Genomic DNA, 14,950 nt, shown 5'->3' with positions numbered 1-14,950 from the left:
CACGGTGGTGGAGGTGCCGGTGACGGTGGCCCGCACGGTGCTGCCCTCGTAGACGCGGTAGCCGGTGACGGTGCCGGTCGAGGCGTTCCAGGCGAGGGTGAAGCTGGTGTTCGTGGTCGCGGTCACCTGGAAGTTGCCCGGCACGCCAGGGGTCCCGGCCGGCGTGGTCGGGGTCGTGCCGCCCCCGCACGAGGCGCCGTTGAGCGTGCAGTTGGTCGGGGTGCCGCTGCCGGCGGCGATGAACCCGAAGCTGGCCGTGCCGCCGGGGGCGATCGTGCCGTTCCAGGAGTTCGTGAAGGTCACGTGACCGGAGGTGCCGGTCCGGTTGGAGTCCCACGACGAGCTGACCGAGGTGCCGCTGGGCAGGTCGAACGCGACCGTCCAGCCGTTGATCGTGCTGCTCGTGCCGTTGGTGATCGTGTACTTGGCCTCGTAGCCGGAACCCCAGGTGGAGGTTTGGACGAAGGCCGCGGTGGCGGCCGCGGCGGACGCCGGCGTCGCGGCGACGGTGATGACGGTGGCCGCGGCCGTTGCCAGGGCAGCCGCGATCACCCCGATTCGCAGTCTCATTGCAGACCTGCCTCGGAGTCGGGTCGAGATGGGGGATGTAGGGCGCCCTAGCGCGGACACTACGCGAAGGTTTGTTAACAGTAAAGATGTTGGTCAATTACCTGTTCTTGATCTCGTGCAGAGTGTCGTACCCGGCCGTTACGCTCGCGTCGTGGATGGTCGGTCGCGGGCGACGCTCGTGCAGGAGGCCGCCCGGCGGTGGCGCTCGCAGCTCATCGACCTGGGCGGACGTAACACACTGCTGTATTACAAGGACCTGCGCTCCGGCACGCTCGACCTGTCCGCCGCCGACCCCGTCGCGGTCTCCGCGCTGCTCGGCGGGCGCACCATGTCGCTCACCCAGCTGTTCCCCCGCACCGGCGGCAAGCGGTCCGCTTCGGCCCCTGCCCCTGCCGACACGGCGCTCGATGCCGGGGAGCCGCCCGTCGCCGCGCCCGACCCCGGCGCGTCCCGTCTGGTCGACGACGGGCGTCCGGCGATCGGGCGGGCCTCCGTACCGGCGACGCCTCCTGAACCCGAAGCAGCGATGGAATCCGTCGAGCCTCCGGCTGCCGAGTCCTCGGCCGGCGAGGCTGCGGTTGCCGAGTCCTCGGCTGCTGGGCTCTCTGCCGGCGAGTCCCCGGCCGGCGGACCCGACGACGGGCCGGTGCTGACGCACGCGGCGGCGGTGAAGCGGGCTCGCACGATCAGGAACAAGGCCCGTGAGCTGGCCGAGGAGCGCGGCATCGAGACGTGTTTCGTGGCGATCGGCTCGGCGACCTGGACCCCGGCGGCCGGCAGCGGCGTGCCCGCGGCGCCGGTCCTGCTGCGCTCCGCCCAGCTGCGCGCCCGTGGCGCCGCCGAGGACGACTTCGAGCTCAGCGTCCACGGCGACACCGAGGTCAACCCGACCCTGCTGCAGCTGCTGGAGGAGGAGTTCGGCGTCCAGGTCGACGCCGACGAGCTGGAGGAGCTGATCAGCTACACCGCCGGCTTCGACCCGCAGCCGCTGTATGAGCGGCTGGTGAAGGAGGCGTCCGGGCGGGTCCGCGGGTTCACGATCGGGCCGCGGTGCGTGCTCGGCACGTTCTCCTACGCGAAGCTGCCGATGGTCAACGACCTGCGGGTCGCCGCCGAGGCGCTCGAAGGCCACGAGATCATCGCCGCGATCGCCGGCGACGGCGAGGCGCAGCGGCGGCTGCACGCGACCGGCGCGGTCCAGCTCGACGACCCCGACCTGATCGCCCCCGACGACGAGTTCCTGGTCCTGGACGCCGACTCCTCGCAGAACTACGCGATCAACGCCGTCCTGTCCGGCCAGCACAGCGTGATCAAGGGGCCGCCCGGCACGGGCAAGAGCCAGACCATCGCCAACCTGATCGCGTCGCTGGTCGCGCGCGGCAAGCGGGTGCTGTTCGTGGCGGAGAAGCGGGCCGCGATCACCGCCGTCACCGACCGGCTCGCCCGGCGCGGGCTCGGCAGCCTCGTCATGGACGTCCACGACGGCACCACCTCGCGGCGCAAGGTCGCCGCCGACCTCAAGGCCGCGTTCGACTCGGCCGCCCGGATCGCCCAGCCCGACCTCAGCGTCCTGCACGAGACCCTGATCACGAAGCGCGCCCAGCTCAACGGGCACGACGAGGCGCTGCACCAGGTCCGCGAGCCGTGGGGGATCAGCGCATTCCAGTCGCAGACCGCCATCCTCGCGCTGACCGCCGCGGGGCGGCCGATGACGGCGGTGCGGCTGCGCGGGCAGACGCTCGCCGCGCTGGACGCCGGCACCGCCCGGCGCGTCCGGGAGCAGCTGCGCGACTTCGCCGCGCTCGGCGGCTTCACCCTCACCGGGCAGCAGTCCGGCTGGGCCGGGGCGGCCGTGCGGACCCCCGCCGACGCCGAGGCGGCGTTCGGGCTGGTCGAGCGGCTCGCCGAGCGCACCCTGCCCGCGGCCCGCCCCGCGCTGCGCCACGTCCAGGAGCAGACCGGCCTGCGCCCGCCCGCCGACCTGGCCGGCTGGCGGCAGCTGTTCGGGTTCCTCGACGGGGTCGCCGCGACCCTGACCCAGTTCCACGAGGACGTGTTCCGCGTCGACCTCGCCACCCACATCGCGTCGGCCGCCGACGCCGCCTGGCGCCGCGAGCACGCCGGCCAGCCCGGCACCGACGCGGGCTGGCTCACCCGCCGCCGCATGCGCAAGCAGGCCGCCCAGCTGTGGCGCGGCCCCGGCAGCCCCAGCCGGCAGCAGCTCTTCACGGGCCTGTCCACGGCACTGGCGCAGCGCGCGGCTTTTGCGAACGGCGGCGGCCGGCCGCAGCTGCCCACGGAGTATGCGCGGGCGCGGGCAGCCTTTCACGAGCTCGACGAGCAGGTCGGGCAGCTGCAGCGGCACGTGCCGCACCTCGGGCTCACCGCGATGGACCTGGACCGGCTCGGCGCCGTGCTGACCGGGCTGGCAGGCGACGAGCGCACGCTGCGCCGCGTCCCGCGCCTCAACGAGCTGGGCGCCGGGTTCACCGCGCTCGGCCTCGACCAGCTCGTCGCCGACCTCGGCGGCCGTCGCGCCGACGCCGACCTCGCCGCGGCCGTCTTCGACGCCTGCTGGCACGCGTCGATCCTGCAGCACCTCGGGTTCACCGACGACCGCATCGGCGCGTTCGACGGGGAGCGGCACACCCGAACCGTCGCGGAGTTCCGCGCCGCGGACCACCAGCACATCGACGCGACCGCGAGCCGCGTCCTGCGGGCCGTCGCCGAGCACATCACGCGCACCCGCGACCAGTACCCCGACGAGAGCCGCCTCGTCGAGCACCAGGCCAACCTGAAGCGCCGGCACCTGCCGATCCGCCAGCTCTTCGCGACCGCCCCGCACATGCTGACCGCGCTGCGCCCCTGCTGGGCGATGAGCCCGCTGGTCGTGTCGCAGCTGCTGCCCGCCGCGGCGGACCTGTTCGATGTCGTCGTGTTCGACGAGGCCAGCCAGGTCACGCCCGCCGACGCGGTCCCCGCGCTGCTGCGCGCCCGGCAGGTCGTCGTCGCCGGCGACGAGCACCAGCTGCCGCCCACGTCGTTCTTCACCGCGGCCGAGGACGGCGGGGCCGACCCCCTCGGCGTCCGGGCCGACGGCTCGATCGACCTGTCGCTCACCTCCGGCTACGAGTCGATCCTGGACGTGCTGACGGCGCTGCTGCCCGCGTACCTGCTGCGCTGGCACTACCGCAGCCAGGACGACCGGCTCATCGGCTTCTCCAACGCCCACATCTACGAGCGCTCGCTCGTCACGTTTCCGGGCACGGCCGGCGCCGGCTCCGTGCAGCACGTGCACGTGCCCTTCGACCCGGCCGGCGCTTCCGGTGACGCAGACAGCGTGACCGCCGAGGTGGACCGGGTCGTCGAGCTGGCGCTGCAGCACGCCCAGCTGCGCCCGTCGCAGTCCCTCGGCGTCATCACGATGGGCATCACCCACGCCGACCGCATCGACCTCGCGCTGCGCAAGGCCCTGTCCGCCCGCCCCGACCTGCACCCGTTCTTCGCCGAGTCCGCCGCCGAGCCCTTCTTCGTCAAGAACCTCGAACGCGTCCAGGGCGACGAGCGCGACGCGATCATCCTCTCCATCGGCTATGGCAAGAACGCCTCCGGGCAGCTGCCGTACCGCTTCGGCCCGCTCCTGCTCCCCGGCGGCGAGCGGCGGCTCAACGTGGCGGTCACCCGCGCCCGCCGCCGGATGACCCTGGTCAGCTCCTTCACCGCCGCCGACATGGACCCGGCCCGCAGCACCTCCGAGGGCGTGCGCCTGCTCCGCGCCTATCTCGAGTACGCCGCCTCGGGCGGCACGTCCCTCGGCGGCGTCGCGGCCCCTTCCGCGGCCCCCGACGCCTTCGAGACCGACGTCCTCAACCGCCTCACCGCGGCCGGCATCCCGGTCACCGCCCGCTTCGGTGTCGCGGGCGCCTTCATCGACTTCGCCTGCGCCCACCCCGCCAACCCCGAGGAGCTCATCCTCGCCATCGAGACCGACGGCGCCACCTACCACTCGGCGAGCACCGCCCGCGACCGCGACCGCCTCCGGCAGGAGCAGCTGGAGCGCCTCGGCTGGCGGTACCACCGCATCTGGTCCTCCGACTGGGTCGCCGACCCCGCCGCCGAGACCGCCAGGACCCGCGCCGCGTACGACGAGGCCCTCGCCGCCGCCGACGCCCGCCGCTTCAACGAGCCGACGATCGTCCTCAACTTCCCGCTCGCACCGTCCCCCGCCGCGGCCTCTTCCCCCCGCACCCTGCCCCGCCCCGACATCACCCCCGGCCGCCCGATCACCGAGTACCCGCGGGCGGCGCTGGTCGCGCTGGTCTCCTGGATCGAGTCCGACACCCTCCTGCGCACCGAGGAGGAGGTCCTGGAGGAGGCCCGCCGCGAGCTCGGCTTCAAACGCGGCGGCACCCGCATCAACGCCGCCCTCACCGAAGCCCTGCACGAGTCCCGCGCCACCTCCACCACCCCCGTTCCACCGGACGCGGACCGGACGACGGCGCTACCCATCGTCCCCGCCGACCCCGACGAGACCCGCTTCTTACCGCAGCGCCCCGAAACCGACTGACCACCCCGGGCACGTCGGCCGCCCCGCACGCTTCCCACGATGCGCAAACCCGCCCCCGACGCTGAGCCGACCCATCGGAACCGGTGTTGTCGTGGGCGTGCCGGCAGCACCAGACGGACGACACCTGTGCCCTGCCGCGGCACCCTGAGCCCGGCTGACCGCCTCCGGGATCACCTCTGCCGGCCCGCAGGCGTGGACTTCTACGGTGCGGGGAACGCCGCCCTGACGCTGTACTGGCTAGATCCCTCATCGGCCCAGTCGGCGGTAGCGACGAGTAGACAGGTCGGACGCCGCCTGGGCAGACGTTGGTCAATGGCCTGGTTCGTGGCTTTCGCTCGATGTCTGACTGGAGAGGTGTGTGGCGGGCATTGGTCAGCGTCTGTGTGGGGGCGGTGTGGGTGGCTTTCCCGGACTCGGCCCTCGTTCCGGTGGTCGGCGGTTTGGACTGTCTGGTTGGTTGGGGTGTGCAGGTCTGGCGCTGCAGCGGCAGGTTGCGCAGAGGCCAGTCGGTGACGACGACGAGCGGCCGGTCGGTCGCCGCCTGGGCAGACGTTGGTCAATACCCTTGTTTGTGGCTTTCGCCCGATGTCTGACCGGAAGGCGTGCTGCGGGCATTGGTCAGTGTCTGCGAGGGGTGTAGGTGGCTCTGGACTCGGCCTCGTTCCGGTGGTCGGCGGGTTGAAGTGTCTGGTTCTGGTGTGCAGGTCTGGTGCTGCAGCAGCAGGTGGCGTAGCGGCGACAGCGACAGCGGGCGGGTCGACCGCCGCCCCGGCCGACGTTGGTCAATGCCCTGGTTCGTGGCTTTCGCCTGATGTCTGACCGGAAGGCGTGCGGCGGGTATTGGCCAGTGCCTGCGAGGGGTGTGCAGGTGGCTCTCCTGGACCCGGCCTTGTTGCGGTGGTCGGCGGGTTGGGGTGTCTGGTTGGGAGTGCAGGTCTGGTGCCGTCGCGAGCGCAGGACGGTGCGGGTCGACACCTCCAGCTCACGGCGAGGGCCGCGGATTGGTCCCCGATCGGCCGGGCGGTGTCGGCGAGCAAGCCTTTGACAAACGTTGGTCAATGCACTGGTTCGTGGCTTTTGTGCAATCGACGGTGCGCGATCTGCCCGCAAATCAGAGATCCAAATGTATGTGGATCGCGCGATGTCTATCTGGAAAAGGGGCTTTTCGGGGCATTGATCAATGTCTGTGCCGGGGGCGGCGGGTGGCAGGTGGCGGGTCGGGGTTTCGGTGACGGTCGCGGGTGGGCGGACTCGGCAGCGAGGAAGGGCTCCGGCTGCACGATGCAGTGCAGCCGGAGCCGGGACAGGTGACTACGCGGGGGCGGTGAAGGTGTAGGAGCCGGCGGGCAGCAGGAACGTGCCCGTGCCCGAGGGGACGGCCTGGCCGGGGGCCAGGATCGAGCCCGGTGCGGAGGTGGGGACGCGGACCGTCGCCGAGGTGCCGGCCGGGATCGTCACCCGCAGGGTGAGGGTGCCGGCGGAGATGGACCAGTCGCTGACGGCCAGGCCGTACGGGGTCTCGTAGGAGGACTTGGCGGAGGTGAGGCCGCCGCCGGGCTGGGGGGCGATGAGCAGCGACGCGTAGCCGGGGGAGGCCGGGCCCAGGCCGCCGACCTGGCGGTACAGGAAGTCGCCGACGGAGCCCAGGCCGTAGTGGTTGAAGGAGTTCATGCCTGGGTCCTGGAAGGAGCCGTCGGTGCGGATGCCGTCCCAGCGCTCCCAGATCGTGGTGGCGCCGCGGCTGTTCATGTAACCCCAGCCGGGGAAGCCGGGCTGGAGCAGGATCTGGTACGCCGTGTCCGCGTGGCCCGTGTTGGCCAGGACCGGCAGGAGGTTCTCGACGCCGAGGAAGCCGACGGACAGGTGCCCGCCGGAAGCGGCGACCTTGGTGACCAACCGGGAAGCCAGGGAGGCGACCCGCGAGGGCGGGACCAGGCCGAAGGCCAGCGCGAGGGTGTAGCCGGTCTGGGTGTTGCCGGAGACGGTCCCGTCGGCGGCGACGAAACGGGAGGTGAAGGCGGCCCCGACCTGGTCGGCCAGTGCGCCGTAGGAGTTGCCCTGCGCCGTGCGGCCCGTCGCATAGGCCATGCGCGAGACCAGGCGGGCGGACCAGGCGAAGAACGCCGTGGATATGACGTCCTGGGCGGTGTTGTCGTTGACGTTGAGCCAGTCGCCGTAGGTGGGCTGGTTGCGGATCAGGTCACTGCCCGAGGTGGCGCGCAGGTAGTCGACCCAGCGGGCCATCGCGTCGAAGTGCTCGTCGACGACGCGGATGTCGCCGTGGCGTTGCCAGAGGGTGTAGGGGACGATGACGCCCGCGTCGCCCCAGCCGGCGGTGCCGGCGCCGCAGCAGACGGCGGGGGCGACGTCGGTGAAGGCGCCGTCGGAGCGCTGGGCGTCGACCAGGTCGTCGGAGAACTTGTCGAGGAAGCCCTGGACGTCGACGTTGAAGGTCGAGGTGGCGGCGAAGATCGCGATGTCGCCGGTCCAGCCGAGCCGTTCGTCGCGCTGCGGGCAGTCGGTGGGGATGGAGAGCATGTTGGAGCGCTCGCCCCAGAGGATGTTGTGCTGCAGCTGGTTGACCAGGGCGTTGGAGGTGGTGAGGGTGCCGAGCTGGGCGCCGGCGGTCCACGCGGCGCGGCCGGTGACGGTGTCCGCGGTCGGGGTGAAGCCGGCCGGGAGGCCGGTCAGCTCGACGTAGCGGTAGCCGTGCACCGTGAAGCGTGGCTCGTAGACCTCCGCGCCGCCGGTGCCGGCGAGCGTGAAGCGGTCCGTCGCCTGGGCGGCGCGCAGGTTGGTCGTGTAGAGCTGGCCGCCGGTGAGCACCTCGGCGTGCCGGATCTGGACGGTGGTGCCGGCCGGGCCGGTGACGGAGATGCGGCTCCAGCCGGTGAAGTTCTGGCCCATGTCGAAGATCCACACGCCGGGCGACGGCTGCGTGACCGAGACGGGCCGGAACTCCTGCTGCACCCGGACGCCGTTGTCGACCTGCGAGACGAGGTTGGGCTTGGCGCCGGAGCGGACGACCGCAGAGGACCACGAGGAGTCGTCGAAGCCGGAATTATCCCAATTAGCCACAGCAAGCCGGGCGTCGTACGTCTCGCCGTGGTACAGGTCGTCGGCGCGGATCGGGCCGCTGAGCACCTTCCACGTGTTGTCGGTCCGCACCATCGAAGTCGTGCCGTCGGTGAAGACCAGCACGAGCTGCGCCGAGTACCAGGGCTGCGTGCCGTACTTCTGGCTGCCGGCGAAGCCCAGGCTGCCGGAGTACCAGCCGTTGCCGAGCCAGGCGCCGAGCGCGTTCGTGCCCTGCCGGATCTGGCCGGTGACGTCGTACACCTTGTACTGGACGCGCTTCGTGTAGTCGGTCCAGCCGGGGGCGAGCACGTCGGTGCCGACGCGGGCGCCGTTGAGCCGGGTCTCGTGCAGGCCGAGCGCGGTGGTCAGCAGCCGCGCGGACGCGACGGGCTTGCTCACCGTGAAGCCCTTGCGCAGCAGCGGCGCGGCCTTCGCGATCGAGACGTTCGAGGCCCAGGGGCCGGTGCCGTAGGTGGCCACGGCGCGCGCCGCGGGCCAGGAGCTGTCGTTGAACCCGCCGGCGTTCCAGCCCGCAGGGGCGGTGGTGGACGCCTTCCATGACGCGTCGGTGACGAGCGAGGCGCCGGTGAGCTTGGCGATCATGCCTGCCGGCGATTGGGTGGTGTTCTCCGACGCGATCGCGATGGTGTTGGTACCGGCGACGAGCCGGCTCCGGATGTCGACGGCGGACGCCTGCTGCCAGGACTGGTACACCCGCGGCGAGGTGCTGACCTGGACGCCGTTGACCCAAACGTCGGCGGTGTCGTCGCCGGTGACCACGAGGGTGGCGGTGGCGGGGACGGAGGCGAGGGTGAACGTGCGCCGGAAGTAGCGGGTCGCCGCCGGCACCCCGGCCGCGGGGTCACCCTCGGGGTACCAGATCCAGGTCGCGCCGGACAGGTCGGCGGTGACGGCCGCCTGCCCGATGAAGTCGCCGGTCCACTCGGTCGCGGGCGCGCGCAGGCCGGTTTCGAACGACCAGGTGGGGCTCCACGCGCTGACCCGGCCCTGGGTGTCCCAGACGCGGACCTTCCACGTGTAGCGCCGCATCGACTGCAGGGCCGGGCCGGTGTAGACGACGTCGACCTGCTGGCCGGACGCGACCCGGCCGCTGTTCCACACGCCGTCGACCGACAGCTCGTAGGCGGCCTGGCGCTGCTGCACGGCGGTCGAGGTGAGCTTCCAGCCGAAGCGCGGCTGCGCGGCGTCGACGCCGAGCGGGTTGGCGCGGTGCTCGACCGTGCCGCTCGCGACGCTCAGCGGGGAGGGCGCGTCGGGGTCGGGCGCGACGACGTTCGAGTTCCATGGGCCGATGCCGTAGGCGCCGAGGTCGGTCGCGGCGGGCCAGCCGCCGTCGGCGAAGCCGGGCTGCTCCCAGTCGGTCGGCACGGTCTGGAACGCTTTCCAGCTGCCGTCGGTGACGAGGTCGGTGGTGCCGCCGGCGGTGACGACGTGCACCTTGCCGATCAGGCCGGCCGGCCCGTCGGTCGTGTTGCGCGCCGCGATCGCGAGGGTGTTGGCGCCGCTGACCAGGGCGGACTGCAGGTCGACGTAGACGGCGTTCTTCCACGAGTCCACGGCCCGCGGGGAGGCGGCGACGGGCTTGCCGTTGAGCCACACGTCGACGGTGTCGTCGCCGGTGACGACGAGCTGGGCCTCGCTGACCGCGCCGGCGGCGACGGTGAACGTCTTGCGGAAGTAGCGGTAGGCGGCGGGGGCGCTGCTGGCCGGGTTCCCCTCCGGGTACCAGACCCAGTGCGCTCCGGCGAGGCTGACGGGGGTCGCGGCCTCGGCCGGAGCCGACGGCGCGGCGAGGAGTGCGGCGAGCAGGACGAGCGCGGTGGCGCCCGCGCGGCGTCTCTTCAGGCGCATGGCGGTGCTCCTGTTCGATGGATTGAAACGTTTCATTGAGTGGTGATGTCCTGACTGTACGTAGACCCTGGTCAATAAGCAACGTCCAGCGCCGCGACGAACCGCAAGATGAGGGAAGTGTGGAGGTGGGATGCCGGGAAAGCTGCTCGTCATCGGTGGTGCGGAGAGTCATGACGCCGGCGACGACGCCATCCTCGAGCGGTTCGTGCTGCTCGCAGGCGGCTCCGAGGCGCACCTCGTGGTGATCGCGACCGCGAGCGAGTGCCCGGAGCAGCGGGAGAAGGAGTACACGGACGTCTTCCACCGGCTCGGCGCCGGCCGCGTCACCCCGCTGCGCCTCGACGAGCGCGACGACAGCAACAGCGACCTTGCCGTGTCCGTGATCGAGCACGCCACCGGCGTCTTCTTCACCGGCGGTGACCAGCTGCGGATCACCACCGTCGTCGGCGGCTCCAAGGTCGACACGGCGATGCACGCGCGGCTCGCCGAGGGCATGATCCTCGCCGGCACCAGCGCCGGCGCCGCCATGATGTCCAGCACCATGATCCTCGGTGGCAGCATCGCGTCGGTCTCCACCGACAGCGTCCGCACCGGCCCCGGCATGGAGTTCCTGCCCGGCGTGCTCATCGACATGCACTTCGCCCAGCGCGGCCGGCTCAACCGGCTGCTCAGCGCCGTCGCGATGTTCCCGCACGAGCTCGGTCTCGGCATCGACGAGAACACCGCGATCCTCGTCGCAGGCGATGTGTTCGAGGTGCTCGGCGCCGGCACCGTCACCGTCATCGACGCCGGGCAGGCCCGCACGATCAGCGCGACGCTGTCGGAGGTCGGCGGGCCGATCGCCCTGTGCGGCGCCCAGCTGCACGTGCTCCCGGCGGGCTGGCGCTTCAACCTCACCGAGCGGGCGGCCATCAAGAGATCGGATCCTGACCATGCGAATTGAGAGCAGCCGCCGCCTGCGCGGCCCGAACCGCTATCTCGCGCGCCCCGTCCAGGTCACCCGGGTCCTGCTCGACGGGCTGACCGAGCGCGAGAGCAGCGACTTCCCCGGCTTCACCGACCGGCTTCTGGCCGCCTTCCCCGGCCTCGCCGAGCACCACTGCGCGTTCGGCGAGCCCGGCGGCTTCGTCAAGCGCCTGCACGGCGGCACCTACTTCGGGCACACCGCCGAGCACGTCGCGATCGAGCTTTCCCAGCGCATCGGCCGCCCCGTCAACTTCGGCCGCACCGAGGGCACCGGCGTGCCCGGCGAATACGACGTCGTCACCGAGTGCCCGGTCGACGAGCCACCCGACTCCGGCGTCGCCGAGGCCCTCCTCGCGCTGGCGATCGCCGGTGTACTGGCGGCGCTGCACGGCGAGCCGGTGCGCGTCGAGGACGAGCTTGCGGTCCTGCGCCGCACGTACGAACGCGAAAAAGCCGGACCGAGCACCGCCGCCATCGCCGACGCCGCCCGCGCCCGCGGCATCCCGGTCGAGCGGGTCGGCGAGCTCAGCCTCCTGCGCCTCGGCTACGGCCGGCACCGCAGGCTCGTGTGGGCCGCACTCACCGACCATACCTCCGCGATCGGCGTCGACATCGCGTCCGACAAAGAGCTCACCCGGCGGCTGCTCGACGAGGCCGGCGTCCCCGTCCCCACCGGCGGCGCCGCCGCCTCCCTCGCCGAGGCCCTGGACATCTTCGCCGAGCTCGGCCCGCCCGTCGTCGTCAAGCCCCGGCAGGGGCGCCAGGGGATGCACGTGTTCCTCGGCGTCGACACCCCCGACGCGCTGCGCGCCGCCTACGAGGCCGCCACCGCCGGCGGCGACGACGCGGTCGTCGAGCGCGAGCTGACCGGCCGCGACTACCGCGTGCTCACCGTCGGCGGCAAGGTCGTCGCCGCGGCCGAACGGGTCGCCGCGCACGTCGTCGGCGACGGCGCCACCGACGTCGCCGGCCTGATCGCCCGCGCCAACGAGGACCCGCGCCGCGGCGACGGGCACGCTCGGGCGCTGACCCGGATCGTCGTCGACGACGTCGCCCTCACCCTGCTGCGCCGCCAGGGCGTCGCCGTCGACACGGTCCCGGCCGCCGGGCAGGTCGTGCGGCTGCGCGAGAACGCGAACCTCTCCACCGGCGGCACCAGCGTCGACGTCACCGACGACGTCCACCCGTCCGTCGCCGACCTGTGCCGGCGGGTCGCCGCGATCGTCGGCCTCGACATCGCCGGCCTCGACCTGCGCCTGCCGTCGATCGCCGAGCCGCTGCCCCCGACCGGCAGCCTCGCGGGCGGCGGCGTCATCGAGGTCAACGCCGCGCCCGGGCTGCGGATGCACCTCGACCCCAGCGACGGCACCGCCCGCGACGTCGGCGACGCGATCGTGGAGGCGCTGTACCCGGCCGGCAGCCCGTCGCGGATCCCGCTCGTCGCCATCACCGGCACGAACGGCAAGACCACCGTCGCCCGGCTCACCGCGCACCTGCTGGACGGCGCCGGCCTGCGCGTCGGCGTCACCACCACCGACGGGATCGCCATCGGCGGCCGGCTCGTGCAGCGCGCCGACGCCACCGGGCCGCGCTCCGCCCGCGTCGTGCTCAGCGACCCGACCGTCGACGCCGCCGTGCTCGAGACCGCCCGCGGCGGCATGCTGCGCCAGGGTCTCGGGTACGACTGGAGCGACGTCGGCATCATCACCAACCTGTCCAGCGACCACCTCGGCCAGGACGGCATCGACAACATCGAGGAACTGGTCGACCTCAAGTGCCTCATCGGCGAGCGCGTCCGCGAGGGCGGCGCCGTCGTCCTCAACGCCGACGACCCGCGCAGCCGCGGCCTCGCCGCCCACCCAGACACCCGGTTCGAGAAGCGCGAGATCGTCTGGTGCAGCCTCGACCCGCGCAACCCGCTGATCCGGCGGCACTGGGACACCGGCGGCCGCGCGTACCTGCTCGCCGACGGCTGGCTCGTCGAGCTCGCCGACCGCCGCTGGATCCCGATCCTCGCCGTCGGTGAGCTCGGCGGCGGCTTCGGCGGCGCCGCCCGCCACCTCGTCGCCAACGCCCTCGCCGCGACCGCCGCCGCCCGCGTCCTCGGCGTCGCCACCGCCCGCGTCGCCGAACGCCTCCGCACGTTCACCGACAACCCCGGCCGCGGCATGCTGCTGCACCTCGGCGGCGTCGACGTCCTCGTCGACTACGCGCACAACCCCGCCGCCATCCGCGCGATCGGCGACCTCGTCGACCGCCTCTGGGGCGCCGACCACGCCGTCGCCGCCGTCACCCTCCCCGGCGACCGCCGCGACGACCTGCTCCGCGAGTCCGCGCGCGAGGTCGCCCGCTTCGACCGGGTCGTCATCTACGAGGACAGCGACCGCCGCGGCCGGGCACCCGGCGAGGTCCCGGCGATCCTGCACGACGAGCTGACCGCCACCTCGCCGAAAGCCACCTGCGCCGTCGTGCGGACCGTCGACGAGGCCGTCCCCGCCGCACTGGCGATGGCCCGCCCCGGTGACGTGGTGCTGCTGCTGTACGAGAAGATCGAGCCGGTCCTGTCGCTCCTGCGGACCCTCGGCGCCGAGACCCCGCACGATCAACACGTGTCGTTTCCGCTCATCGGGGCATCTGTATGAGGTGGAGCGCTATCGGCTGATCGAGCAACTCGGTGTGGGCGGCATGTCCGTCGTCTGGCGGGCCCGCGACGAGGTGCTGGGCCGGTCCGTCGCCGTCAAGCACCTGGTGGCGGCCGCGGATCCGCGGTCCCGCCGCCGCATCCAGGACGAGGCGCGCGCCGCCGCGCTCCTCAGCCACCCGCACATCGCCGCCGTGTACGACTTCGGCCACGACACCGACGGCGCGCCGTTCGTCGTCATGGAGCTCGTCGAGGGCGAGTCCCTCGAGGACCGGCTGGTGCGCACCGGCGGGCCGCTCGAGGTCACCGAGTCGCTGCGGATCGCCGGACAGCTCGCCTCGGCCCTCGCCGCCGTCCACGAGCGCGGCCTGGTGCACCACGACGTCAAGCCCGCCAACGTCATGCTCACCGCAGGCGGGCCGAAGCTCGTCGACTTCGGCGTCTCCGCGATCGCCGGCAACGAGCCCGACCAGCTGATCGGCACGCCCGCCTACCTCGCGCCCGAGCGCATCCGGGGCGTCCCGCCGTCGCCCGCCACCGACGTGTACGCCCTGGGCCTCGTCCTGTACCGCATGCTCACCGGCGAACTGCCGTGGCCCGTCACCACCACCGACGAGCTGCTGCACGCACACCGCAAGCTGCCGCCGGCGCCGCTGCCCGCGGGCCTGACCCTGCCCGCCGGGGTGGCGGACGCGCTGCGCCGCTGCCTGGCGAAGGCGCCCGGCAACCGGCCCTCCGCGACCGACCTGGCCGCGCTGCTGTCCGCCCCGGCGGTGACCCGTCGGCTCGGCGCCCGCCACCGCTTCGCCGCCCGGCGCGCCGCGCCCACCCTGCGGCTGAGCGACGTCGCGCTCGGCGGGTCGGCCAGGCGGCGGGTCTCCGTCGCCGTCGCGGCCCTCCTGCTCTTCGGCTCCGGCGCCGTGGGTGCCGCCGCGCAGGACCGCGACCCGTCCGCCGCCTGGACCCCGGGCTCCCCGGCGGCCTCGCCCGTCGCCGGCACCGACCCGCAGCCGTCCGATCCGGCCGGGCCGCCGGTGGTGCCGGCCGCCGATCCGGCCGTCCCGGCCGACACCGCGGCCAAGCACGCCGGCGGCGCGCCACCCGCCGGTGCACAGAACGGCAAGGCCAAGGGCAAGCACAACGGCAACGGCAACGGCAACGGCAAGAAAAAGTAGTGGCTGAACCTTTTCGTTGCTTATGGCGTGCAACCTTCCCGACTGGTACACAAGTCTGATCTCGGTGATGCCCTATGGTGT

The 14,950-nt window shown here is 72.9% G+C and carries 6 protein-coding genes; 4 read left to right on the top strand and 2 right to left on the bottom strand.

Going from position 1 to position 14,950, the window contains the following annotated elements:
* Positions 1–570, bottom strand: a 570-nt coding sequence (locus ABD332_RS12150; RefSeq protein ID WP_344501897.1) for a cellulose binding domain-containing protein, incomplete at its 3' end; no start/stop codon positions are given.
* Between the two features lie 151 nt (positions 571–721).
* Here ABD332_RS12150 and ABD332_RS12145 point away from each other — a divergent pair.
* A complete protein-coding gene (locus ABD332_RS12145; RefSeq protein ID WP_344501896.1) occupies positions 722–5,137 on the top strand; it encodes an AAA domain-containing protein in 4,416 nt (1,471 codons plus the stop codon).
* 1,311 nt (positions 5,138–6,448) lie between these two features.
* On the opposite strand, the gene ABD332_RS12140 is transcribed toward ABD332_RS12145, so the two are convergent.
* On the bottom strand, positions 6,449–10,087 hold the full coding sequence (locus tag ABD332_RS12140; protein ID WP_344501895.1) for a family 78 glycoside hydrolase catalytic domain: 3,639 nt from the start codon (positions 10,085–10,087) through the stop codon (positions 6,449–6,451).
* Positions 10,088–10,217: 130 nt separating this feature from the next.
* Here ABD332_RS12140 and ABD332_RS12135 point away from each other — a divergent pair, with 130 nt between their 5' ends.
* From ABD332_RS12135 to ABD332_RS12125, 3 genes are read left to right on the top strand one after another with little or no spacing between them, the layout of a single operon-like run.
* Positions 10,218–11,030, top strand: coding sequence for a cyanophycinase (locus ABD332_RS12135; RefSeq protein ID WP_344501894.1), 813 nt, complete (start codon positions 10,218–10,220; stop codon positions 11,028–11,030).
* On the top strand, positions 11,020–13,695 hold the full coding sequence (cphA, locus tag ABD332_RS12130) for a cyanophycin synthetase (RefSeq protein WP_344501893.1): 2,676 nt from the start codon (positions 11,020–11,022) through the stop codon (positions 13,693–13,695). The genes ABD332_RS12135 and cphA overlap by 11 nt, the downstream gene beginning before the upstream one ends.
* A gap of 43 nt (positions 13,696–13,738) precedes the next feature.
* Positions 13,739–14,869 (top strand): serine/threonine-protein kinase, encoded by a 1,131-nt coding sequence (locus tag ABD332_RS12125; RefSeq protein ID WP_425552183.1) that lies wholly within the window; start codon positions 13,739–13,741, stop codon positions 14,867–14,869.
* Positions 14,870–14,950: the final 81 nt, after the last annotated feature.

Source organism: Dactylosporangium maewongense, assembly GCF_039531485.1.
Classification (GTDB): Bacteria; Actinomycetota; Actinomycetes; order Mycobacteriales; family Micromonosporaceae; genus Dactylosporangium; species Dactylosporangium maewongense.
This window is presented reverse-complemented; position numbering and strand designations above follow the sequence as displayed.